The following is a 25551-nucleotide window of genomic DNA, read 5'->3' on the forward strand; positions in this document are numbered from 1 at the left end:
TATGTTAATCCCTCCAAAAATAAAAGTTTGTGGTATGCGTGAGCGAAGTAATATTGATGCTATTGCTGCGTTGCAACCTGATTACATGGGATTTATTTTTTATAGAAAATCTCCAAGGTATATTGGAGAAGACTATTCTCCTGAAATCATCCATCATTTGCCGGATACCATAAAAAAGACCGGTGTTTTTGTAAATGCATCAGAGCAGGAAATTGCCGATGCTGTTACTCGATATGAGTTAAATGCGGTTCAGCTTCATGGTAGTGAATCATTTGAATTGTGTTTAATGGTTAAGCAAATGGGAGTGGAAGTGATCAAAGCCTTTCAGGTGGATGAAGAGTTTGACTTTTCTGTTTTAATGCCATATACTGAAGTTTGTGACTATTACCTTTTTGATACAAAAACAAAAGGTTTTGGAGGTAGTGGTCATAAATTTGATTGGTCGGTTTTAAATAATTACAGCAACAATAAACCTATTTTTTTAAGTGGGGGTATCACTCAGGATGATGTTGCTGATGTGATGAATTTAAAGCATCTGAATATTTATGCAGTTGACATTAATAGTCGGTTTGAAATAGAACCTGCATTAAAGGATGTTGAAAAGGTTGATAGTTTTATTAAGGAATTGAAAAATTATAAGCAATGAGCGCAAAATATAATGTAGATGATAAAGGTATGTACGGACGCTTTGGCGGAGCCTGGGTACCAGAAATGTTACAGCCGAATGTTGATAATCTGAAAAAAGTATATCTGGATATTATCAATTCAGAAGAATTCCAGAAAGAATATGTGGCTTTATTAAAGGATTATGTCGGTCGACCTTCTCCTTTGTATTATGCAAAAAGGTTAAGTGAGGTATATGGTACCAACATTTATTTAAAGCGTGAAGATTTAAATCATACCGGAGCTCATAAAATAAACAATAGTCTTGGACAAATTCTGTTGGCTAAAAAGATGGGCAAAAACAGAATTATAGCAGAGACTGGAGCCGGACAGCATGGAGTAGCTACAGCTACAGCTTGTGCATTAATGGGCATGAAGTGTGTGGTGTATATGGGTGCACTAGATATCGAGCGCCAGGCACCTAATGTGGCACGAATGAAAATGTTGGGAGCTGAAGTAGTGGCTGCTGAATCAGGAAATCAAACATTAAAAGATGCTACAAATGAAGCATTAAGGGACTGGATTTGTAATCCGGAAGACACCTTTTATATTATTGGATCAGTAGTAGGTCCACACCCTTATCCGGATATGGTAGCTCGTTTTCAGAGTATTATCAGTAAGGAAATTAAAGATCAGTTAAAAGAAAAAACTGGAAATGAGTTGCCTGATTATGTTATTGCCTGTGTTGGAGGAGGAAGTAATGCCTCTGGTACTTTTTATCATTTCTTAGATGATGAATCGGTAAAACTAGTTGCAGTGGAAGCTTCTGGTTTAGGTGTTGATTCAGGTGAAACGGCCGCAACTATTGCATTGGGTGATATAGGTATTATTCATGGTAGCAAAACTTATTTAATTCAGGATGAGGATGGTCAGATTATTGAGCCATATTCCATTTCAGCAGGATTAGATTATCCGGGAATTGGTCCGCAACATGCGCATTTGCGTGATACAAACCGTGCTATATTTTTAGATGCAACTGATCAGGAAGCTTTAGATTGTGCGCTTGAACTAACAAGATTAGAAGGAATTATTCCTGCCCTCGAATCAGCTCATGCTTTGGTGGCGCTTAAAAAGCTTAAGTTTACTAAAGATAACACTGTTGTATTAACAGTTTCTGGTCGTGGCGACAAGGATATGAGTACATATATGGATCGATTTAATCTTTAAAAAAGGAGAAGGAAGAAGGTCACAAGGCAAAAGGAATTTGTAGTATGTTTAAAATGTTTTAGGACAATAAAACAATGGAATATTAAGTGAAAAAGGTTACCTGTCACTTTCTCGTATGATATCAGCAAACTGTAAATTTCTTTTTCATTATCCTTTCTCCCTGTTCTGTTATTACTTTCAACTTTCAACTTATTTAATATGAACCGCATAAAACAACTTTTTAAGGAAAAGAAAGATATATTATCTATTTATTATACTGCAGGTTATCCTAACCTTGAGGATACTGTGCCTATTCTTGAAACACTGGAAGCTTCAGGAGCTGATTTGGTTGAGTTAGGTATTCCTTTTTCTGATCCTTTGGCCGATGGTCCAACCATTCAGCACAGTGGCGAAACTGCTTTAAAAAACGGAATGAGCTTAAAGGTTCTTTTTGAGCAGTTAAAAGATGTTCGCTCCAAAGTAAACATTCCCATTATTCTGATGGGCTATATTAATACTGTTCATAAGTATGGTATTGAGGACTTTGCAAAAAAATGTAAGGAAGTAGGTGTTGATGGCGTTATTTTGCCGGATCTTCCTTTTCAGGAATATCTGGATAATTATAAAGATACTTTTGATGAAAATGGGGTAAGCAATATTTTCCTTATTACACCTCAAACACCAGAAGAGCGAATTAAGTTAATTGATGAAAAAACCAATGGATTTATTTACATGGTTTCTTCAGCTGCAGTTACTGGTGCTAAAAAAGGATTATCTGAAGCCCAGTTGGCATATTTTGAGCGAGTAAACAAATTGAATCTTCAAAATCCGGCATTAATCGGATTTGGGATCGGGGATCATGATTCCTATATGGAAACCTGTAAGTATGCAGACGGAGCTATTATAGGTAGTGCCTTTGTAAAATTAATTGGTCAGGCTAAAGATTTACATGGAGAAATTAGGACGTTCATTCAAACTGTTAAAGGATAGTTTTATGATATTTGTCAGTTTTTTATTTTTCATGTGACTTATAATGGTTAATTTTACGCGCTTAAAATTTTTTTAAATGGAAAATAACGGAAATACAGCTATACTAAAAATACATTGTCCTGACCGAAGTGGAATTGTAGCGAGAGTTACGGATTTTATTAATCTTCATCATGGAAATATTATTTCAGTAGATCAGCACGTTGATCATGGAGATAACCTTTTTTCAATGCGGGTTTCCTGGGATTTAACAGAGTTTAATCTTCCAAGAGAAGAAATCGCATCTACCTTTCAAAAGTTTTTGGGAGAACCTTATAATATGAAATGGACCTTAAATTTCACGGATGAGATTCCTCGAATGGCCATTTTCGTTTCCAGGGCTTCACATTGTTTATACGATTTGTTGGCAAGGTATCAGAGTGGTGAGTTTAGAGTTGAAATTCCTGTTATTATAGGTAATCACACTACATTGGAGCCTGTAGCTAAGCAATTTGGAATTAAGTTTGTGCATGTTCCAATTACTGCAGAAACTAAAGCTGAACAGGAAAAGCTGGAGTTGGAAATCCTTAAAGAGCATGATGTTGATTTTGTTGTATTAGCCAGATATATGCAGGTTTTATCACAGGATTTTATCAATCATTATCCTGAAAACGTGATTAATATTCACCATTCATTTTTACCTGCGTTTGCCGGGGCAAAGCCATACCATGCCGCTCATAAAAGAGGGGTTAAGATCATTGGGGCAACGAGCCATTATGTAACATCTGATTTGGATGCAGGTCCAATCATTGAGCAGGATATCAATAGAATTACTCATCATGACTCAATAAAAACCCTGATTCAAAAGGGTAAGGATATTGAGAAAATTGTGTTGTCAAGAGCAGTTAAAGCTCATATTGAACACAAAACATTAGTTTATAAAAACCGAACAATCATATTTAATTAAATAGAATGAAGCAAACATTATTTTTACTTTTTCTATGGACTTTTACTCTTGTTGCATGTAATTCAGAGAAGAAGGAAGATGATAGAGGATACATTGTAAAAGTAGGTGATGTGGCACCGGATTTTACTGCTACTCTTGATAATGGAGAAACTTTTAAGTTATCTGATTACAAAGGGAAAGTAGTTATGTTACAGTTTACTGCAAGTTGGTGTGGTGTGTGTATGAAAGAAATGCCATTTATTGAGTCTGAGATATACACTAAACATAAAGGGGATGAGTTTGTATTATTAGGTGTGGATAGAGATGAACCTATTGAAAAATTAAATATGTTCAGAGAACGAACTCAAATTACATATCCATTGGCTTTGGATCCCGGTGCTGATATTTTTGGATTATTTGCTTTGAAAGAAGCTGGTGTTACCAGAAATGTGATTATTGGCAAAGATGGTAAAATTAAATATATGACTCGTTTGTTTACCAGAGAAGAATTTGATGCCATGAAGGTAAAAATTGAAGAATTATTATCAGAATAAGATCATACGATTCGTAGGGTCATAAATGAATTGGTGATATAAAAAGCTCATTTGGTAAAGTTTTGAACAATAAAAACTCTATCTTGTGTGGGCTTTTTCTGTTTTTACATGTTTATTTAGCGAAATATCGCAGATTTTAAAGAAAACATGTAGGATAGAAAGATTCAAAAAGAATCATCAATAGTTCAGGGAAATCCTTGATTAATAAATTTTAAAAAGATAAAACGAGCCATGAGAAAGGCTTTTTCGCATAGTGGAATGTTCAATTTGGCGAATTCCATCTGGCCGTTGAAAATAAATTTAATCAGATGAAAGTAGCAATAATAAAATATAATGCTGGAAATATTCGCTCTGTAAGTTTTGCATTAGAACGCTTGGGAGTGGAGCATATTATTACAGCAGATCCGGAAGAGATAAGAAGTGCTGATAAAGTTATTTTCCCAGGTGTAGGAGAAGCAAGTTCAACTATGAAGTATTTAAAAGAGCATAAGTTGGATGAATTGATTGTAAGTCTTACTCAACCGGTTTTAGGTATTTGTTTAGGTATGCAGTTAATGTGCAGCTACTCAGAAGAAGGTGGTGTGGAGTGTTTGGGTATTTTTAAGGAGAAAGTACAAAAGTTTGTGCTCCCGGAACCAAATCCTGATTTAATAAAAGTTCCTCACATGGGATGGAATGCCATTACAAATGTGAACAGTGACTTATTTGATATTAGTCTGGAAAATACCTTTGTTTATTTTGTACACAGTTATTATGTGGCATTAGGTGGCGAAACTGCAGCTACAACTCATTATATACATCCTTTTAGCTCTGCATTACATAAAGATAATTTTTATGCTACCCAGTTTCATCCTGAAAAGAGTGGTGATGTAGGTTCTAAAATATTAGAAAACTTTATAAAACTTTAAAATGGCGTTGATTGATATTATACCTGCAATTGATATTATTGAAGGTAAGTGTGTTAGATTAAGTCAAGGGGATTATAATCAGAAGAAAGTTTATAACGAAAACCCTCTTGAGGTAGCTCAAATGTTTGAAGATCATGGTATCAAGCGATTGCATCTGGTAGATTTGGATGGAGCTAAAGCCGGAAGTATTGTTAATTATAAAGTGTTGGAAACAATTGCTACCAAAACAGATTTAGTGATTGACTTTGGAGGAGGATTAAAATCCAATGAAGATTTAAGAATAGCTTTTGAAAGTGGAGCTCAGATGATTACCGGAGGAAGTATTGCTGTAAAAAATCCTGAAGTTTTTACAGGATGGATTGAGAAATACGGAGCCGAAAAGATCATTCTTGGTGCAGATGTTAAAGACGAGAAAATTGCTGTTGGAGGCTGGATTGAAACCTCTGATTTAGATTTACTACCATTTGTTAAAGGATATAAAGATAAAGGAATAACAAAAGTAATATGTACAGATATCAGTAAGGATGGAATGCTTCAGGGGCCATCAGTAGAACTGTATAAAAAGATGTTACAGGAGTTTCCTGATCTGTATCTTGTGGCAAGTGGTGGATTGAGCAGTATGGAAGATATTGATCGTTTAGTAGAGGCAAATGTTCCTGCTGTTATTACCGGAAAGGCAATATACGAAGGTAAAATTGATTTAAAACAACTTGAAAAATACGCATAAGTATGCTGGCAAAAAGAATAATTCCCTGTTTAGATATTAAAAATGGAATGACAGTTAAAGGTGTCAAGTTTGTTGGCATCAAGGAAGTTGGTGATCCTGTTGAATTAGGTGCTTTATATGCACAACAGGGTGCTGATGAATTGGTTTTTCTTGATATTACTGCAAGTCATGAAGGTCGTAAAACCTTTGTTGATTTAGTGCGAAGAATTGCTCAGCATATAAATATTCCATTTACAGTAGGTGGAGGTATTAGTGAATTAAAAGATGCAGAAGCGTTGTTAAATGCAGGTGCTGATAAAATAAGTATTAATTCTTCAGCTGTTAAAAATCCTCAGCTAATTAATGATATGGCCCAAAACTTTGGTAGCCAGTTTGTTGTTGTTGCCATTGATGCAAAGCATTTTGATGGAGATGAATGGATTGTAACAGTTAATGGAGGAAGAATTCCAACAGAAAAAAGGTTATTTCCATGGGCTAAAGAAGCTGAAGAACGTGGAGCTGGTGAAATATTATTTACCTCGATGGACCATGATGGTGTAAAGCAAGGTTTTGCCAATGAAGCTTTGGCTAAGATGTCGTCAGAACTTTCAATTCCAATTATTGCCAGTGGTGGTGCCGGTAACATGGAGCACTTTAAAGATGTATTTACCCAAGGTAAAGCCGATGCAGGTTTGGCAGCAAGTATTTTTCACTATAAAGAAATAGCTATCCCTGATTTAAAAAATTATTTATTTAATGAAGGAATTAACGTAAGGTTATAGTTTGATGAGATCATTAAACAAAAGTCAGTAGTTAGCTGACTTTTTTGATTTTCAGTAATTACCAATCTTACAGATCTTTGTGTCTTTTAATAAAAGCACTATTTTTGCAGAATAAAATTATTACAATAATATAGAAATATTCAAATGAATATAAATTTTGATAAGTTAGGAAACGGTTTGGTGCCGGCAATTATTCAAGATGCTGAAACAAGCAAAGTATTAATGCTTGGTTTTATGAACCAGGAAGCTTTTGAAAAAACTGAAAAAGAAGGGAAAGTAACATTTTTTAGTCGTACTAAAAATAGACTTTGGACTAAAGGAGAGGAATCAGGTAACTTCTTGAATGTTGTATCTATCTCTGTTGATTGTGATGATGATACTCTATTAATTAAAGTAAATCCAGTTGGACCTGTATGCCACAAAGGAACAGATACTTGCTGGGATGAGAAAAATGAAAAGAATCCTGTAATGTTTTTATCTTTTTTACAGGACTTTATTGATAAGCGTAAAGAAGAAATGCCGGAAGGTTCATATACAACTTCTTTATTTCAAAAAGGATCAAGAAAAATTACTCAAAAAGTTGGTGAAGAAGCTGTGGAAACTATTATTGGTGCAATGGCTAATGATGACGAAAACTTTTTGTACGAAGGAGCAGATTTGTTATATCACTTAATTGTGTTGTTAACACATAAGGGTTATAGAATTGAAGATCTTGCAAAAGAACTAATGAAAAGACACAAGTAATTTTATATGAGATAAGAGTTTTTACTCTTATCTCTTTTTTCTTCGCATTTGGGTAATGTAATTACAAACTCAGAACCTTTTCCTACTTCGCTTGAAACGTTAATTTCTCCATTATTTAACTCAATCATTTCTTTTGATAAGGATAATCCTAAACCGGTTCCTTTCTCGTGAGATGTACCATTGGTTGTAAGAAATTCTTCCAGGTTAAACAAAATTTCCAACTTTTCTTTTTTGATTCCAACACCATGATCTCTAATTGATATGGCAATTTTATCATTGGGGATTTCTTTTGTGGAATACTCAATAGTTGTGTTTGGGTGAGAGAATTTAATAGCGTTGTGTAATAAGTTACGTATTACAAATTTGATCATTTCTTTGTCTACGTATGCACATTGAGTAGTTGTATCAGAAATATTGATTTTTATATTTTTATTCCGGGTTAATGATTTTAACGAACCTAAACATTCGTGAATCACATTCTCAGTTGAAACCTCGCATGGTTTAGCCTTTAATTGACCTAATTGTGATTTAGCCCAGGTTAATAGGTCTTCGAGTAATTTATAAGTTTCTTCACTGGCTTCCACAATTCTTGAGATAAACTCTTTTATCTCATTAGTAGAGAGACTATTTAAGTTGTTATCAAGAATAGTACTAAAGCCTAAAATTGCATTAAATGGATTTCTTATATCGTGTGCAATAACCGAAAAGAGTTTGTCTTTAGTGTTGTTTAGTTTCTTAAGTTTCTTTTCACTTGCTTTTAATTCCTGTTCAATTCTGTATCTTTCAGTAATATCAATTACCAATCCTACAACTTCAATAACCTTACCTTTTTTTACACTAATAGGTGCAGTAAAGATGTCAGCTATAAATATGGAACCATCTTTTCTGTGAATTTCTCGCTGAACATTGATCTTTTTAATTTTCCCTTCAAATAATCTTTTAAAGTTCTCTCTTGACTGCTCTATTTGTTCCTTAGCTACATAGTCAAAATAATTTAAATTGGTTATGTCCTCCTTATAATGAATTAATTCAGTAAACTTAGAGTTAGCCATTAATATATCACCACTACTATTTAGTACTGTAATCCCAATTAATCCGTTATCAAATATGGCATTAAGCTTGTTTTTTTGTTCTTCAAGTTGAATTTCGATATTCTTTAATCTGGTAAAGTCCATACCTACAGATTGGTATTCAACTATATTTCCTGAAGAATCAAAAAGTGCCCTGTCTATCCATTTTTGCCAACGTATTTCATCTTTTGGTAAGGTAATCTTTTGTTGATATTCAACGATGGGATTTTCTGGAGTTAGCTTTTGCAGGTTTTCTTTAAAAACATTCCTGTCTTCAACATTAAAAAGTTTAAAAATATTTTTTCCGAGTAGCTTATCTGGTGTTTTGTTGTAATAATCTGCATAGTAGCTATTGATATAACTAACTGCACCGTCCTTGTTAAATCTTCTGATCAGGGCAGGAGAATCCTCAACTAAAGAGTGATATCTTTGCTCACTTTCTTTTAGTGCAGAAATGGTGTTCTTGTATTTGGTAATATCATGTATATACATACAAAAACGACCTTCGCCCAGAGGGAATGTTTTTAAATTTAGATGTTTGTCTAAACTAGGACATTTTAATTCAAATATCTGTTTTGAGTTAATAAGATCATCTACCTTAGAATAGATCTGCTCATACTCTTCCAGAAAATTTCGCATTGTAAGCCCTGTTATACCCAACTTATTAAATACATTAGCAGCAATAGGATTAGCTTTTATAGTCATTAAGTCCTGAAACTCCCCATCATTATATATCGGCTTAAACAGCATGGCTCCAACAGGAGCATTGTCAAACAACTCATCCAAAAGAAACTTTTCCTTATGAAACTGCTCCTCCAGTTCTTTTTTATAAGTAATATCTTCCTTGGTAGCAATGAAACCGTCAATTTCCTCATCTACCATAATAGGAGAAATTTTAGCTCTTTCCCAAATAAGTTTTCCTGATTTCGTTTTGTTTAGAAATATTCCTTCCCAGGTTATTCCGCTTAATACGGTGTCCCATAGGTTTTTATAGAAGGAGGGGTCGTGGTAATCTGATTTAAGTATACGAGGATTTTGTCCTATTGCTTCTTCTTTGGAGTAGCCATACTTATCCTCAAATGCCTCATTAACATATCTGATATTTCCTTTGGCATCTGTAACAACAACAATGGTATCTAATCTATTTAGTGCAAGAAGCAACTCCTCATAACATATCATTAGCCTTCCCTTTGTGTGATTTAGACTATACAATATACATAAAATAATAATGTAAGTATACATTTTAGATTCTTTGATCTGACAGAAACATCTTTTTCTATTACTAATTTGTTTATTTTGCAATAAAAAATGGCTAAGGACAGACAACCACATATTGGAATATTTGGAAGGAGAAATTATGGGAAAAGCACGCTAATTAATTTATTGGCGGGTCAGGAAGTTGCTATAGTTTCGGATGTGGCAGGTACAACTACAGATCCGGTTAAAAAATCATTTGAAATTACAGGCTTTGGTCCTGTTGTGTTAATTGATACAGCTGGTTATGACGACAAAGGTGAGTTAGGACAAAAAAGAATTGAGAAAACTGAAAAGTCTGTTAAACTGGTTGATCTAGCTATTCTTTTAGTCAGTAACCAGGTTTTTGATGAAAAGGAGCAAGCCATCATTAATAGTTTTAAAGATCATGACGTTCCGTTTATCATTATCTATAGTAAAAGTGATTTATCTGTTCCGGGTAAAGATTTTATGGATTTGATTCAGGATGTAGGAGAAAGTGCATTTATACCTTTTAATAAAGATGAGGATGTTTCTACAATTGTACATTCAATTAAAAAAAGTATTCCGGAATCAGCTTATACTAATCCTTCATTACTTGGAGATATTGTAAAACATGGTGATATAGTTCTGTTAATTACGCCTATTGATATTGAAGCTCCCGAGGGAAGATTAATTTTGCCACAGGTTCAGGCAATTAGAGATGTGATAGATAATGATGCGGTTTGTATCGTTTTAAAAGAAAGAGAAGTTGACGCGTTTTTGCATAAAACAAAAATAAAACCAGCTTTAGCGATTACAGATAGTCAGGTTTTTCTAAAAGCAGATGCTTCTATTCCCAAAGATATTCCACTTACAAGTTTTAGTATTATGTTGGCTCGTTTTAAAGGCGATTTTGCCAATTACTTAAATGGTACGCCGGAAATATCAAACCTAAAGGATGGCGATCATGTTTTATTGTTAGAATCCTGTACGCATCATGTTTCATGTAATGATATTGGAAGATCTAAAATTCCACGATGGATTTCAAATTTTACAGGCAAGCAGCATCATTTTGATGTGGTTTCCGGATTTGATAATTTACCTCAACCGATCGGGAATTATTCACTTGTTATTCAATGCGGAGGGTGTGTTATTTCAAGAAAACAGTTGATAAACAGATTAAAACCAGCTATTGATGCAGGAATTCCAGTTACTAATTATGGAATGGCTATTGCTTATGTTTTAGGTATTTATCAAAGAGCTGTGGCTCCATTTGTAACAATAGATGAATCGTCAATAGATTATTTGTAGATCTATGATTGTAAGATATCTAACTCATCGCTGAAATTAGTTGTCTCAGGAAGGTGGGCTTCCCATTTGCCCAGCTCTATTAAGTGTTTTTTTAATATTAAAAAGTAGGTTAGAGGGAAGGCATCTTTTTGCCAGAGTTGTTCATAATTTAATAAGCCCATATTCTTAATAAGTCGATCCAATTCCTGAACAACTTCCTGGTAGAAATGATGAAAGTTACAAACTGAATTGATAACAGTATTGGCATCTGCCTCATTAAAGATATCCTCCAGATAGTCGAGTCTGATATGTAGGCTTTTACCATCAAGGGTACTTAATACCCATTTGTAGCCACTGGAATCGTTATACCAGTCAATCCAGCAGATGTTTTGTTCATCCCAAAGATGAGATGGTTCATTAATTAAACTAACCATTCCTTTAAGGAGGTCGAATAATGGATTACTGATGTTAGTAATTTCAAAAGGTACGGTATGATTACGAATAGTCAGTTCGCCTTGGGCAAGCCCTTGAGAAATGATATTGTATTTGAATTGTACCTCTTTTTGCATTGATTATTAAAATATTGGTTATAAAAATAAGAAAGAAGTTTTTATTTCATAATAAAAATTTAATTAATCTTCAGAGACATCTTTTAAGCGATAACCTAAGCGTAATAGCTGCTCTGGTTTTAGGAGGGATTTTAATTTTTCTTCGTCTATTAGTTTTAATTCCTTGTTTGCCTCAATAATATTACAACTTTTTGTATTCATTAATCTGGTCAATTCTGAAGCCTTGTGGTATCCAATATATGGAGAAAGTGCTGTAGTTATTGACGGATTTTTGAATATGGTTTCTTCATCATTCTTTTTCTTAAACGTAATATCTGCTAAAAGGTTATCTTTAATGGTTTTATTACAATTAATAAGCAATTTTATACTGTCAATTAATGCATGTCCAATAGTTGGTAAATATGCATTTAGTTCAAGACAGCCCTGAGCACATAATGAAGAAATGAGTTGGTCGTTTGCATAGATTTTATGTGCTGCAGATATCACAAATTCAGGAATAACCGGATTTACTTTTCCTGGCATGATTGAACTTCCAACTTGCTTTTTAGGTATAAACAGTTCTCTGTTGATAAATAAATCTGAACTCATTAATCGTAAATCAGAAACCATTTTTTCTAAATTTACTGCATGTGACTTTAGCGTTGCATGTACCTCGACAAAGGTATCCAGGTTTGCTGTTGTATCCGATAAGTTTTCGGAACGGGTAATTGGAAGCCCGGTTAATCTTTGCAACTGATTCACAACCTCCATAATAAAATAGGACGGGATAGAAATTCCAGTTCCAATAGCTCCACCGCCTAAGTTTACTTCTTTAATTCTTTCAAAACATTTACTTACCCTCCACCAATCTCTGGAAAGTGCATTGTTATATGAGCTGAAAAGTTTGTCGTACGAAGATGGAACGGCAGACTGCATTTGCGTATATGCCTGTCTTAAATGATTTCTTGTTTTTGCTTCAACAGCCTCTAATGATTGTAAAACTTCATTAATCAGTTCATCCAACTCTTTAAAAAGAGAAATTACTGCGACTTTTAATGCTGTTGGGATAACGTCATTTGTAGATTGAAAAACATTAGCATGTTCAAATGGATCTACCATATTATAATTACCCGGTTGCTCATTTAATTTTACAAGCGAAACGTTGGTAATTATTTCATTGATATTAAGATTGATACTTGTACCTGCACCACCTTGTATTGCAGGTACAATAAAATGATCAAAGTGCTTTCCCTGGCTAACTTCAATTGCAGCCTCGTTCATTACCTCTAGAATATCATCATTAATAAATGATATGTTTTTATCAGCGTATTTAGAAGAGGCCGCTTGCTTGAATTTTGTATAAGTTTCGTAACAAGCTTGCTTTACTATACCAATTGCTTTATACCACTCAATAAAAAACGATGTGTTGTCAGGAAAATTATTTTTTGCACGAACCGAATGAATACCGTAAAGAGCTTCTTTGGGGATTTCAACGGAACCTATAAAATCTTTTTCTGTACGCATTAGGCTAATCTTTTACGAGTGGTATTTATATTTTGCAAAAATAGTATAGCTTATCTATTCCTGAGGATTTGCATACATCTTTACATCAGAAGATGTAATGTTTTCAGGACAAAGAATAATCAGTCGTTCAATAACATTTCTAAACTCACGGATATTTCCGGTCCAGTTAATTTTTTGAAGTTCCTCAATCGCTGTCTCATCAATGGTTTTACTTGCGATGCCCAAGTCTCTGCATATTTCAGTGTTAAAATGCTCTGTTAATAAAGGAATATCTTCCTTTCTGTCATTTAACGAGGGAACATGTATCAATATAACACTTAAACGGTGATATAAATCTTCTCTAAAGTTATTTTCTTTAATCTCTTCTTTCAGGTTTTTATTGGTTGCTGCTAAAACCCTTACATTAATCTTAATGTCTTTATCACTGCCAACTCTGCTGATTACATTTTCCTGTAGCGCACGTAAAACTTTTGCCTGGGCATTTAGGCTCATGTCGCCAATTTCATCAAGAAATATCGTTCCTCCATTGGCTTGTTCAAATTTACCTTTGCGTTGTTTATGAGCAGAAGTAAAAGCGCCTTTTTCATGACCAAATAATTCGCTTTCAATTAATTCGGATGGGATGGCTGCACAGTTTACTTCAACAAAAGGTTGTGAGGCTCTGTTGCTTTTTTCATGAAGCCACCGGGCAACCAACTCTTTACCTGTTCCATTTTGTCCTGTAATCAATACCCGGGCATCAGTTGGAGCAACTTTATCAATCATTTCTTTTACATGATTAATAGGTTCTGATTCGCCCACCATTTCATAGGTTTTGCTGACCTTTCTTTTTAAAACTTTAGTTTCAACAACCAGGTCTTTACGTTCCTGTGCATTTTTAACAGTAACCAGTAATCGATTTAAATCAAGCGGTTTCTCTATGAAATCATATGCTCCTTTTTTTATGGCTTCAACAGCTGTGTCGATGTTTCCGTGACCAGAAATCATGATAACAGGAATATCTGCATTTTTTTCAACAATTACGTCCAGTACTTCCATACCGTCCATATTGGGCATTTTGATATCACATAATACTAAATCAAATTTATTCTTGTCAAACAGTTCTACTCCTTCTTCTCCGTTTTCAGCCAATAAAACTTCATGATTTTCGTATTCAAGAATATCCTTTAATGTGTTTCTTATGCTCTTTTGATCATCAATTACTAATATTTTTGCCATGCTTAAATCTTTTTGTTCAAAATCTGATAAATAGCGCCTTCTTTTAAAGCGTAATTACATTGAAAAACTTCCTTGATATTTAACTTTTCAATGGTGAATTTGATGAAAATAGAAGCAAGAACAATCATTTCAGCCCGATGAGATTCCATTTTTTTCATTTGCAAACGTTCTTCAAGAGTACTGGAAAGATACTTTTGGTGAAGCTTTTCAAATAGGTCCATCTCAATTTTATAGCTGGTTGTTTTGGACATGTCTAAGTGTGGATGTTCTTCAACTGCAATCATAGCTGCAATAGTATCAAATGAACCTGAAGATCCAACCAGACGATCAACTTTATGCTTTTTAATTTCAGTAAAAAGTAGTTCTAATTCAGAGCTTATATAAGTTTCAAGTTTTGAAATCTCATCTGTTTTAATAGGTTGCGAAGGTTGAATTAAATCCAGCATTCTTGCTGCTCCGATATTAAAGCTGTGTTTCCAAACAACTTCATTTTTATTAGCAATTATAAATTCAGTACTTCCACCTCCAATATCCATAATCAGAACATTCTCTGCACCAATAGGAACAACCTGTTTAACCCCATCATAAATTAGTTCTGCTTCTTTATCACCTTGAATTACGTTTATATCCAGATTAAATTTTTCTTTTACCTGACTTACAAAAGTCTTGCCATTAGATGCAGAACGAATAGCTGAGGTTGCAAAGCATTTTATTTGATCCACATTAAATTGTGCAATCGTTTCTAAATGTGTTTCTAATGCTTTGAATCCTCTTTCAAAAGCCTCGGGTGTAATTGTGTTATTATTGATCCCTCCTTTACCAATTTTGGCCGGATATTTGGTTTCAGAAAGAATGGTATAATTGTTATTTGCATTTACTTCTGCAATAAGTAAATTGAAGGTGTTGGTTCCTAAATCAATAATTGCTATCTGCATATATTTTAAATTTCTTATTTACCTGATTGAATAAACCATTTCCATACTTCTTTGTAACTTGACTTTTTACCATACATTAAAATCCCGGTACGATAAACTTTTCCTGCAAACCAGGTAAGTACAATAAATGATAAGGTTAAAATTCCCATTGATAATATGATTTCCCAGGTAGGAACATCAAATGGAATACGCGACATCATTACAACCGGGGATGTGAAAGGAATGATTGAAAACCAAAAAGCTACGCTTCCGTGTGGATTATTGAATGCCGCCATGGCAACATAAATGGATAATATTAATGGAAGAATGATTGGTGTTACAAATTGCTGTGTATCTGTTTCATTGTCTACGGCTGAACCTACTGCTGCAAACAAAGTTGCATATACCAGATAACCTCCTATAAAATAGAATACAAATAAACCAATAATCCCAAATATGTTGGTGTCTGTAATTAATCCTATAATATTATTAAATTGAGCGGCGGTATCAGCAGCATCAGGGGCTGATTGCATGCTCTGAGAGATTTCAATTCCCTGTGAAACCTGCTCTGGTGATGGGAAAATAAAACTTTGTAAAATAAATACCGCAATTAAGGATAATACAATCCACAAAGTAAATTGAGTAATCGCTACCAAACCGATACCAATAATCTTACCCATCATCAATTGAAAAGGTTTAACTGAGGAAATCATAACCTCAACAATACGATTGGTTTTTTCTTCAATAACACCTCTCATTACCTGAGTGCCGTATAATAGTAAAAACATATACAGAAGGAATGCTGCTGCTATGCCAATGATTATTGAAATCGCGGCACTACTTTGTTTCTCTTCTCCAGCTTCATTAAAACGAATTGTTTGCAGATTAACATTTACATTGTTGATCTCCTTTATTTTTTCATTGAGATCTTCTATCTGAAAACTAGCTAATTTTTTATCTCTTAAATAACTATTTATTTGATGTTTAATATTGTCTATGATGTTTATAGTTACTTGAGATTCTGAATACAATTGGATGGCTGATTTGTTTTGTAATAGATCCTCATTGATAACCACCAAAGCGTCAAAACCTTCTTTAAGTAACTGCTGTTTTTCAAGAGAATCTCCTGAATTTATGTATTCATATTTAATATGTTCTGTGCTTTTAAAGGTTGTACTGTATAAGCCTGAATAGTCCTCAATTGCAATAACTTTATCGTCAGTATTTTCCTGAGTATTAAGATAAGTGACAAGAGATATTATGCCGGCAAATAAAAGAGGACTTAATAATGTCATTATGATAAAGCTCTTTTTTCGAACCCGGCTTAGATATTCTCTGTTTATGATGAGTAATATTTTATTCATGATGTTTGCTTAGATTGGTTTTATTGATTCTTGTTAGATAACTCAACTGCTTTAATGAAAACTTCATCCATCGCAGGTAAAATTTCATTTATTCCTGATATTTTAAAATCCTGAAGTAATAATGAAATCAGTTTATTGATGCTTTTATCTTCCTTTAAAAGGATAGTAGCATAATGATTTCTGTTTTTAACACCTAAGTCCTGAATGTCATATGAACCATTGAGTTTTTCTTTAAACAAGTTTATATCTCCATCAAATTCAATGGCTACTTCATTGTTTTTATATTGTTGTTTAAGGTCATCAATATTTCCTTTAAGGATGGCTTTTGCTTTATTTACCAGGCATATATTATCACATACTGCCTCAACAGAACTCATATTATGAGTTGAAAATATAATTGTTGCACCTTTTTCTTTGAGATTTAGGATCTCTTCTTTTAACAGGTTTGCATTAATAGGGTCAAATCCACTAAATGGTTCATCAAATATTAACAATTCAGGTTCATGAAGTACAGTAACAATAAACTGAACCTTCTGTTGCATTCCTTTAGATAGCTCTTCCACCTTTTTATTCCACCATGCTCCAATTTCAAATTTCTCGAACCAATATTTTAATTTGTGATAAGCATCTTGTTTCGACAGACCTTTTAAACGAGCCAGGTAAATGGCTTGTTCACCTACCTTCATTTTTTTATACAAACCTCTCTCTTCCGGAAGATAGCCGATATTATATATGTCAGATGATTTAATGGGCCTGCCCTTAAAAAGAATGGACCCTTCATCAGGCATGGTGATGTGGTTAATAATTCTGATGAATGTAGTTTTTCCTGCACCATTAGGACCTAATAAGCCTGTAATTTGGTTCTCAGGAATGTTGATGTCTACATGGTCAAGAGCAAGGTGATTGGCATATTTTTTAACCACCCCGGAAGCTTCAAGTAAGTTCATGTTAGTATAGTAATGTTAAAAATTTACACTCAAAAATAAGACAATAATTGTATTAACTCAGGTTTAACATAAATATTATTGAAAACTATACTATTTCTAGGTAATAATCAGGTTGAATTTAGTGAAGTAAAAATTACTATTACATTGCTGTTTTTGCTCGTCGAATCAATGTAATACCGTATTCTTTTTCTATAAACAGGAAGTAATAATAGAGTTTATAGTTTAATTCCATGCCATAATCTATTGATTGTTCGTAATCAATTCTGGTTTGATAAAAGTCTCCGTATCTGATCGGGTTATCATGTCGGATACTCCATTCAGTTACATATTGATAATTCCAATTTTCATAATACTCCTGAGAATAAAACTCCATGGAAGGTTGCATAGCTAAAAAACTATCAAATTTAATATCGAAGATGATCAAATCGTATTGTAAAGAATCTGATTCTGACTCTTCAATTTTAGGAAGAGAGGTTGTTTTTTCGGAGCTAACTTGTTTTGTTTGGCAAGAAACTAAAGTCAGTATTGTAATGGCAAGAAAAATAGAAGCTTTCATTTTTACATGGTTTTGGTTATACACATATAAAGTTAGTAAAATGAAAGCGATATGAAATAAAAAAAGCTCTGGAAAAACCAGAGCTTTATATGATATAATTACTTTTTGTAATTTTCAATTAGTTGGATGAAATCATCAAACAGGAATTCAGTATCAGTTGGTCCACTTGATGCTTCAGGGTGAAATTGTGTTGAGAAAAATGGTTTTGTTTTATGGTAAATTCCTTCGTTACTATTGTCATTTACATTAACAAATAAAGGAGCCCAATCATTTTTTAACGACTCATTATCCAGAGCAAAACCATGGTTCTGTGATGTAATGTGGCAATTATTTGTGCCAACCTTAATTACCGGGTGGTTATGTGCTCTGTGTCCATATTTAAGTTTATATGTACTTCCACCTGATGCAATTCCTAATAATTGGTTTCCTAAACAGATTCCAAAAATTGGTTTTCCTATTTCAATGGCTTTTTTAATGTTTTCAACAGTAGTCGCACAAACTTCCGGATTACCCGGACCATTTGATAACATGATTCCGTCATAATCTTCCTGAGTAAAATCGTAATCCCAAGGTACAACAGTTACTGTAGTATCTCTTTTTAAAAGACAACGTAAAATATTGTATTTAGCACCTGTATCAACTAAAACAACTTTATGTTTTCCGTTACCAAAAACCTTTTTTTCTTTAGTACTAACTTGAGCAACAAGATTATCAGTATTTGGATCGTATTGTTCAATATCTTCATCATCGATTAGGATTTTACCTAACATTGAACCTTTTTCTCTTAGAACTTTAGTTAAGGCTCTTGTATCGATATCAAAAATACCCGGAACTTCATTTTGAATCAACCATTCTCTTAATGAATTTTTCGCATTCCAGTGGCTGTATTCAAAAGAGTAGTCTGAAATTATTAATCCTGAAATATGAATCTGATCTGATTCATAGAATAGAGGAATTCCATTTTCGTCTTTATCGTCTTTAGGAACTCCATAGTTTCCAATCAATGGATAGGTTGAAACTAGTATCTGACCTTTATATGATGGGTCAGTTAAACTTTCTGGATAACCTGTCATGGCAGTATTGAAAACAACCTCTCCTGCAACAGATTTATGATATCCAAACGACTTTCCTTCAAAGATAGTTCCATCTTCGAGTACCAACTTAATTCCTTTTACTTCAGGCATAATATCAAGATAATCCATTATTTAATGTGGATCAAAAATTAATATTTTAAAAATGTCCACTTATTAATTCGGGCGCAAAGTTAGTAAATATTTGTAATCCTGACGAATAAATTTACACTTCAAATGAATAAATATTAAATAAATTTTCACGTTGTGAATAAATATGCATAAAAATGAGGGTGTGAAGTAAAGTGTGTAGCTGTAATGGTCAGATAATTAGTGTGATAATGAGACTTAGATAGAGCTCTGTTTGGGTTGATTTATATTGATGTTTTTATGTAATTTATAGATTATTATCATTTCAAGTTCTTAGCTATTTAATGGCTATTCTATAGTGTATGTGCTAACTTTAATAATTGAGTGTAACATTAGTAGATATTTTGAATGTTAAGAATCACTTTTAAACATAAAATATTCTTTGTACTTGTTGGGGTGTTTATTCATTTTCAACTTGTTGGACAGTTATATACTGATACTCCATGGTATGTTTCTTTTAATAGAATAGATGGTGATTTTCAGGTTCATACTGAAAAGCTGCAATATTTTAATGGCGTTAATCCGTATGGATTTGATATCGATGTAGGTAAATGGTTGTTGGCAAGTCAAATTAAAGAGCGATATGGGATTTACTCAAAGTGGGGAATGCAGATTAGTTATGCAAATTTTAATCATAAAGATTTAGGTTATACTGTTAATTCCGTAATGTTTATTGAGCCACTCATTAAAGCCAGAGGAAAATTGCGGGTTTCATTAAAAACAGGAGCTGGTGTTGGTTATGTCAGTAATCCTTATCATAAAACAGATAATCCTTTTAATAAGGCATATAGTACAAAGTTTGTTTTTCCAATGCAAGGGAGTTTAAATGCTTATTACTTTATTAATAAACAGTTTGCAATACGTGCCTCTGGTTCATTCAGACATGTTTCAAACGGAGGGGTGAAGCAGCCAAATCTTGGAGTAAATTATATTGCGTATGGTTTGGGAGTAGAATATATTCTTCAAAAATATAATGTCAACCCGGTTAATACTATCAAGGCTAATAAGGAGAAGGAAAAAAGAACTGTTATACTTTTGGGTTATTCACAGAAAAGAGATACGCTGGCGATAGGAGCTGTTCATATCTTTAATATAATACTCAATAGAAGTTTTCAAATATCAAGAAATACGGCTATCGTGTTGGGAGGATTAGTCGAATATCAACATATTCAAGATGCAGAAGTAATAAATGAAAGATTGGGAATAGGACCTGTTATTGGAAATGAATTCTTTATCGGGGATATCCGCTTCGGACAGCAATTAGGAATTTATATATTAAAGCGAAACGATGCTCCAACATTGCTTTTTCAAAATTATTATCTAAGATATTTATTAAAGCAGAATTGGGTAATTGGTGCTGATTTAAAAGTGCATGGTATAGATGCCGATTATTTACTATTTCAATTAGGTTATGTGTTTTAAATAAAATAAAATATAAAAGGCTGTCTGATGTTTCCCCCACAGACAGCCTTTTCATTACCCAATCAACAAAAACACTTATCTAGATTCCAAAGGAAGATAAGTAGATCGATCAATTACACACTTGTAAGCCGGACGAATAATTCTACGGCTTGAGAATGTAACCTCCTCTATGCGATGCGCTGCCCAGCCAGCAATACGGGCAACTGCAAATATCGGAGTATAAATTTCTTTAGGGATTTTAATACATTCGTATACAAATCCTGAATAAAAGTCAACGTTGGCGCAAATAACTTTTGCGTTTTCACCCTTAAAGTTATAAAAAACTTCCGGAGCTAGCTCTTCAATTAATGTATAAAGATTAAATTCATCCATTCTACCTTTTTCTTCGGCCAGTTCTCTGGCTTTTTCCTTAAGCAATACTGCTCTTGGATCAGACAGCGTATAGATTGCATGACCAATACCATATATCTTACCGGTATGATCAAATGCTTCTTTTCTTAATAATTTCGATAGATATTCAGAGACTTCTTTTTTGTCGGTCCAATCCTTAACATTTTCCTTGATGTTTTTCATCATGTCAATAACTTTAAGGTTGGCACCCCCATGCAATCCTCCTTTTAATGAGCCTAATGCAGAAGCTATTGCTGAATAGGTGTCTGTTTGAGCAGAACTAACAACTCTGGTTGTAAATGTTGAGTTGTTACCACCACCGTGTTCAGCATGAATTACTAATGATAAATCTAATAAATCGGCCTCAAGCTTTGTATAGTTTTTGCCTTTTAACATGTATAAAAAGTTTTCAGCAAGACTAAGGTGCTTTTGAGGGTGACGAATAACTAATGATTTACGTTGAAATGAATGACGCATTCCGTAATAGGCATAGGCAACAATAACAGGAAATTTAGCAATAAGACTAATTGCTTGTTTCATGAGGTTAACGTGGCTAAAATCTTCTGCATCTTCATCTTCTGCATATAATCCTAATACAGATCTGGCTAACATATTCATTACATCTCTTCCTCTTAATGATAAAATCATGTTTTTAGAGAAGAATGGAGGTAACTCACTTTGATCAGCAAGATATGTTGTGAAGTCAGATAATTCCTGTTGGCTTGGAAGCTGACCTGTTAACAACAGATATGCAGTTTCTTCGAAACCATGACGACCGGTAGATAGAAAACCTTTGGCAAGATCTTTTAGTTCGTAACCTCGATAGTAAAGTTCTCCCTCTCTAGGGACAAGTTTTCCGTCGATGTTATCGTAACCAACAACATTACCAATATGGGTTAAACCAACCAATACCCCGGAAAAATCTGCATTACGCAGTCCCCTTTTGACACCATACTGGTCAAAAAGTTCTTTTTCAATTTCACAGGATTGAACAGCTAGTTTAGCCAAGTTTTCCAATAATACCATATTCTCTTTTCTTATATTAATTTTTACTTAGTGATTGAATTGCATCTGCAACCTTCTCAAAATTAAATGATTTGAGCAGGTTGTTCATTTTGTTTTTGACAGCATCATTACACAAATTTCCTATCGTTCCTTCATGGGTATGATTTACATCCAATTCAGGTTCAAATTTCCCATCTTCAATCAATCCTCCTATTTGCTTGTATGCGTCACGGAATGGAACTCCTTGTAAAACAAGTTTGTTTACTTCTTCAACACTAAATGCATACTTATAAATTTCGTTACTAAGGATGTCTTTTTTTATGGTGATGTTATTAACCGCAAATGTGGCTAAATCCAAACAGCTGATTAAATCATCAAATGCGGGTAAAAAGTTTTCCTTAATAAGTTGCAAATCACGAAAATAACCTGATGGTAAATTACCTGTTATCAAGGCTATTGTTCCAGGAAGTGATTGAATTTGGTTGCATTTGGCTCTTATCAATTCAAAAACATCCGGATTCTTTTTGTGTGGCATAATGCTCGATCCTGTTGTTAATTCACCAGGTAGTGTTAAAAAGCCAAAATTCTGACTCATATATAAACAGGCATCCATAGCAAATTTACCAACTGTTTGAGCAACCGAACTTAATGCTGTTGCAACATTTCTTTCAGTTTTTCCTCTTCCCATTTGAGCATAAACAACATTGTAATTCATATTGTCGAAGCCTAAAAGGTCTGTTGTAAGCTGGCGGTTCAAAGGAAAACTACTTCCGTACCCAGCAGCTGCACCAAGAGGATTCTGATTTGAAATTCTCCAGGCTGCATTAAGCATAAACATATCATCAGTTAAGCTTTCTGCATAAGCACCAAACCATAAGCCAAACGACGATGGCATGGCTACCTGCAGGTGCGTATATCCTGGTATTAAATAATCTTTATATTTTTCGCTTTGGGTTTGAAGAGCCTCAAAAAACTCAACAACTCCATTAACTACTTCTTGTATTTTTGATCGAATAAACAGTTTAAGATCTAATAAAACCTGATCGTTTCTGGATCGTCCACTGTGTACTTTCTTGCCGATATCACCCAATCTCTGAGTAAGCATCATTTCAACCTGAGAATGCACATCTTCTATACCGTCTTCAATAACAAAATCTCCAGATAAAGTTTCTTTGTAGATGTTTGTTAATTCAGCAAGTAGTTTTTGCAGTTCTTCTTTCTCAAGTAATCCAACACTTTCAAGCATGGTAATATGAGCCATAGTTCCAAGCACATCAAATGGAGCTAAGTATAAATCCATTTCACGATCCTTCCCTACTGTAAAGCTTTCGATTTTATCGTTTACTTTTATGCCTTTATCCCAAAGTTTCATTGTACATATTTTTCAAGGAGAAATTATAGTCGCATTTTGACGTACCTTTCTCAATGATGAAATTACCTTAAATAAAAAGAAGTCTTTTAAATTGTAAACTGCGTTAACTGTCTTCCTTATAATTGAGGCAAATATAAATTAATAAACTTATAAATTCAAATTAAGTTGTGAAAAATATGACATTTGTCACACTTTTTAACTAATTGTTATCTTAACTCTAAATCATTGATTAATTGATAGTAGAGTTTAATTCCTTCTTTAATCTCACTAATTTTTATAAATTCATCAGCTGTGTGAGAGCGAGCCGAATCTCCTGGTCCAATTTTCAATGTGGTAAAATTCATCAAAGCCTGGTCTGACGTTGTTGGAGAACCATAGTATTCTCTGCCAAGTTTAATACCTCTTTGCACAACAGGATGATCCATTGAAATTCGCGAACTGTTAAGCCTTGTGCTTCGAGGTATGGCCTCACAATCTACATTTTCGCTTATAATTTTTGCCGCTTCAACGTTACTGTAATACTCATTGACTCTTACATCAACTACAAACTTACAAGTATCGGGTACTACATTATGTTGTACGCCTGCATTTATTTGCGAAACTGTCATTTTAACAGGACCAAATAATTCTGACACTTTAGGGAATTTGAAAGTTCTGAACCATTCAATATCCTTAAGTGCTTTATAAATAGCATTGTCGCCTTCATCTCTTGCTGCATGCCCGGCTTTACCCTTAGCCTCACAATCTAATACCAATAATCCTTTTTCAGCAATGGCCATATGCATTTGAGTAGGTTCTCCTACTATCCCCAAATCTATTGGTCCAAGTTCTTCCAGAATTGATGCCACGCCATTAACTCCGGATACTTCTTCTTCAGCAGTTGCTGCGAAAATAAAATTGAAAGGCTGTTCTTTTTCAGAAAGAAGAAAAAATGTTGACATCAAAGATACTAATGGACCTCCAGCGTCATTACTTCCTAAACCGTAAAGAACATCTCCTTCTTCTGTTGGTAAAAATGGATCATAAGTCCATTTACTTGAAGGTTTTACTGTATCAATATGCGAGTTTAATAGAATAACGGGTTTTTCAATGTCCCAATTTGTACTTTTAATCCATATGTTATTACCTTTTCTGTTGGTTTGAAATCCCTTTTCTAGTAAAAAAGATTCCATCACATCAGCAGCTTTTTCTTCACTTCTACTGAAGGATTCAATAGAAATCAATGTTTTTAACAGAGTAACAGCATCGTTAGTATAAGATTGAATATTATTCATTTATTCGTCTTTTAATAAAGTTCCTGTATTCAATCCTCCTTTTAAGCCTTCTGTGTTGGTGATATTTACCTTTGCCACACCTGCTTTAATTGCATTAAAACCATTATCCAGCTTAGGTATCATACCTTCAGCAATTACACCTGATTGTTGATGTTCTTTAAATAATTTGTGAGTTAAAACCGGTATCACAGCATCGTCGTCATCAGGATTACTTAATACACCTTTTTTCTCGAAGCAATACACTAAGTTTACTTTGTAGTGTTCCGCTAAAGCACAAGCTAATGACGAAGCCATTGTATCTGCATTTGTATTCAGCATATTTCCTTTACCATCGTGCGTAAGAGGTGCCACTACAGGAATTACATTTTTGTTAATTAAATCCATCAGTTCATTTACCTGAACAGATTCAACATCGCCAACATAACCGTAATCAATTTCTTTAACGGGTCTTTTTACAGCTCTGATTAAATTTAAATCAGCTCCTGTAAGCCCAACGGAATTTGCTCCTAGTGCTTGCAATGATGCTACAATATTTTTATTAACCAGTCCTGCATATACCATGGTAACAACCTTTAGCGTTTCCAAGTCGGTGATTCGTCTCCCATCAACCATTTTTGTTTCAACACCAAGTTGAGACGCTATTTTTGTAGCAGATCTCCCTCCTCCGTGAACCAAAATTTTTAATCCGGGTAATGCCACAAAATCATTTAAAAGTGATTGTAATGATTCTGGTGTTTCAACAACTTTTCCTCCAACTTTTACTACGGTTATTTCTTGCATGTTATAGCAGGTTTATCTTTTGTTTGT

General features: G+C 33.9%; 24 protein-coding genes. 11 read left to right on the top strand and 13 right to left on the bottom strand.

The window, feature by feature from the left end:
- The first annotated feature begins 34 nt into the window (after window positions 1-34).
- The 9 genes from OM075_RS06420 (at window position 35) to hisIE (ending at window position 7415) form a co-directional block, all read left to right on the top strand.
- Window positions 35-646 (top strand): phosphoribosylanthranilate isomerase, encoded by a 612-nt coding sequence (locus tag OM075_RS06420; RefSeq protein WP_301189665.1) that lies wholly within the window; start codon window positions 35-37, stop codon window positions 644-646.
- A complete protein-coding gene (gene trpB, locus OM075_RS06425; protein ID WP_301189666.1) occupies window positions 643-1830 on the top strand; it encodes a tryptophan synthase subunit beta in 1188 nt (395 codons plus the stop codon). The genes OM075_RS06420 and trpB overlap by 4 nt, the downstream gene beginning before the upstream one ends.
- A 198-nt stretch (window positions 1831-2028) precedes the next feature.
- Complete coding sequence (trpA, locus tag OM075_RS06430) at window positions 2029-2799, top strand: tryptophan synthase subunit alpha (RefSeq protein ID WP_301189667.1); 771 nt, start codon at window positions 2029-2031, stop codon at window positions 2797-2799.
- A gap of 76 nt (window positions 2800-2875) precedes the next feature.
- Window positions 2876-3742: a formyltetrahydrofolate deformylase gene (purU, locus tag OM075_RS06435; RefSeq protein WP_301189668.1), complete on the top strand. Its 867-nt coding sequence runs from the start codon at window positions 2876-2878 to the stop codon at window positions 3740-3742.
- A gap of 5 nt (window positions 3743-3747) precedes the next feature.
- The gene (locus tag OM075_RS06440; RefSeq protein ID WP_301189669.1) at window positions 3748-4275 is read left to right on the top strand and encodes a peroxiredoxin family protein; all 528 of its coding nucleotides are present in this window, start codon (window positions 3748-3750) and stop codon (window positions 4273-4275) included.
- Between the two features lie 308 nt (window positions 4276-4583).
- Entirely contained in the window at window positions 4584-5183 is a 600-nt protein-coding gene (hisH, locus tag OM075_RS06445) for an imidazole glycerol phosphate synthase subunit HisH (protein ID WP_301189670.1), read from the top strand.
- Window position 5184: 1 nt separating this feature from the next.
- Window positions 5185-5910: a 1-(5-phosphoribosyl)-5-[(5-phosphoribosylamino)methylideneamino]imidazole-4-carboxamide isomerase gene (hisA, locus tag OM075_RS06450; RefSeq protein WP_301189671.1), complete on the top strand. Its 726-nt coding sequence runs from the start codon at window positions 5185-5187 to the stop codon at window positions 5908-5910.
- Between the two features lie 2 nt (window positions 5911-5912).
- Entirely contained in the window at window positions 5913-6671 is a 759-nt protein-coding gene (gene hisF, locus OM075_RS06455; RefSeq protein ID WP_301189672.1) for an imidazole glycerol phosphate synthase subunit HisF, read from the top strand.
- A gap of 144 nt (window positions 6672-6815) precedes the next feature.
- Window positions 6816-7415: a bifunctional phosphoribosyl-AMP cyclohydrolase/phosphoribosyl-ATP diphosphatase HisIE gene (gene hisIE / locus OM075_RS06460; protein WP_301189673.1), complete on the top strand. Its 600-nt coding sequence runs from the start codon at window positions 6816-6818 to the stop codon at window positions 7413-7415.
- 2 nt (window positions 7416-7417) lie between these two features.
- On the opposite strand, the gene OM075_RS06465 is transcribed toward hisIE, so the two are convergent.
- Complete coding sequence (locus tag OM075_RS06465; protein WP_301189674.1) at window positions 7418-9664, bottom strand: PAS domain-containing sensor histidine kinase; 2247 nt, start codon at window positions 9662-9664, stop codon at window positions 7418-7420.
- A 129-nt stretch (window positions 9665-9793) separates the two neighbouring features.
- Here OM075_RS06465 and hydF point away from each other — a divergent pair, with 129 nt between their 5' ends.
- A complete protein-coding gene (gene hydF, locus OM075_RS06470) occupies window positions 9794-11011 on the top strand; it encodes a [FeFe] hydrogenase H-cluster maturation GTPase HydF (RefSeq protein ID WP_301189675.1) in 1218 nt (405 codons plus the stop codon).
- Between the two features lie 2 nt (window positions 11012-11013).
- Here hydF and OM075_RS06475 read toward each other — a convergent pair whose 3' ends face one another.
- The 8 genes from OM075_RS06475 to carA all read right to left on the bottom strand — a co-directional run bounded on the left by OM075_RS06475 (window position 11014) and on the right by carA (window position 19263).
- The gene (locus OM075_RS06475; RefSeq protein ID WP_301189676.1) at window positions 11014-11559 is read right to left on the bottom strand and encodes a hypothetical protein; all 546 of its coding nucleotides are present in this window, start codon (window positions 11557-11559) and stop codon (window positions 11014-11016) included.
- A 63-nt stretch (window positions 11560-11622) separates the two neighbouring features.
- Complete coding sequence (locus OM075_RS06480; RefSeq protein WP_301189677.1) at window positions 11623-13062, bottom strand: lyase family protein; 1440 nt, start codon at window positions 13060-13062, stop codon at window positions 11623-11625.
- 54 nt (window positions 13063-13116) lie between these two features.
- Entirely contained in the window at window positions 13117-14280 is a 1164-nt protein-coding gene (locus OM075_RS06485) for a sigma-54-dependent transcriptional regulator (RefSeq protein ID WP_301189678.1), read from the bottom strand.
- A gap of 2 nt (window positions 14281-14282) precedes the next feature.
- Window positions 14283-15215: a Ppx/GppA phosphatase family protein gene (locus tag OM075_RS06490; protein ID WP_301189679.1), complete on the bottom strand. Its 933-nt coding sequence runs from the start codon at window positions 15213-15215 to the stop codon at window positions 14283-14285.
- Between the two features lie 14 nt (window positions 15216-15229).
- On the bottom strand, window positions 15230-16558 hold the full coding sequence (locus tag OM075_RS06495) for an ABC transporter permease (RefSeq protein ID WP_301189680.1): 1329 nt from the start codon (window positions 16556-16558) through the stop codon (window positions 15230-15232).
- 20 nt (window positions 16559-16578) lie between these two features.
- Window positions 16579-17505 carry an ABC transporter ATP-binding protein gene (locus OM075_RS06500; RefSeq protein WP_301189681.1) on the bottom strand — a complete coding sequence of 309 codons (927 nt, stop codon included), beginning with the start codon at window positions 17503-17505 and terminating at the stop codon, window positions 16579-16581.
- Window positions 17506-17644: 139 nt separating this feature from the next.
- On the bottom strand, window positions 17645-18061 hold the full coding sequence (locus OM075_RS06505) for a DUF6146 family protein (RefSeq protein WP_301189682.1): 417 nt from the start codon (window positions 18059-18061) through the stop codon (window positions 17645-17647).
- 98 nt (window positions 18062-18159) lie between these two features.
- The gene (gene carA, locus OM075_RS06510) at window positions 18160-19263 is read right to left on the bottom strand and encodes a glutamine-hydrolyzing carbamoyl-phosphate synthase small subunit (protein WP_301189683.1); all 1104 of its coding nucleotides are present in this window, start codon (window positions 19261-19263) and stop codon (window positions 18160-18162) included.
- A 366-nt stretch (window positions 19264-19629) separates the two neighbouring features.
- Here carA and OM075_RS06515 point away from each other — a divergent pair, with 366 nt between their 5' ends.
- The gene (locus tag OM075_RS06515; RefSeq protein WP_301189684.1) at window positions 19630-20703 is read left to right on the top strand and encodes an acyloxyacyl hydrolase; all 1074 of its coding nucleotides are present in this window, start codon (window positions 19630-19632) and stop codon (window positions 20701-20703) included.
- A 75-nt stretch (window positions 20704-20778) separates the two neighbouring features.
- On the opposite strand, the gene OM075_RS06520 is transcribed toward OM075_RS06515, so the two are convergent.
- The 4 genes from OM075_RS06520 to argB all read right to left on the bottom strand — a co-directional run bounded on the left by OM075_RS06520 (window position 20779) and on the right by argB (window position 25524).
- Window positions 20779-22119: a citrate synthase gene (locus OM075_RS06520; protein ID WP_301189685.1), complete on the bottom strand. Its 1341-nt coding sequence runs from the start codon at window positions 22117-22119 to the stop codon at window positions 20779-20781.
- A 16-nt stretch (window positions 22120-22135) separates the two neighbouring features.
- Window positions 22136-23470 carry an argininosuccinate lyase gene (gene argH, locus OM075_RS06525; protein ID WP_301189686.1) on the bottom strand — a complete coding sequence of 445 codons (1335 nt, stop codon included), beginning with the start codon at window positions 23468-23470 and terminating at the stop codon, window positions 22136-22138.
- A 206-nt stretch (window positions 23471-23676) separates the two neighbouring features.
- Window positions 23677-24744: a M20 family metallo-hydrolase gene (locus tag OM075_RS06530; protein WP_301189687.1), complete on the bottom strand. Its 1068-nt coding sequence runs from the start codon at window positions 24742-24744 to the stop codon at window positions 23677-23679.
- Window positions 24745-25524: an acetylglutamate kinase gene (argB, locus tag OM075_RS06535; protein ID WP_301189688.1), complete on the bottom strand. Its 780-nt coding sequence runs from the start codon at window positions 25522-25524 to the stop codon at window positions 24745-24747. It lies immediately after the preceding gene.
- Window positions 25525-25551: the final 27 nt, after the last annotated feature.

This window comes from Plebeiibacterium sediminum (genome assembly GCF_026013605.1).
GTDB lineage: Bacteria > Bacteroidota > Bacteroidia > Bacteroidales > Marinilabiliaceae > Saccharicrinis > Saccharicrinis sediminus.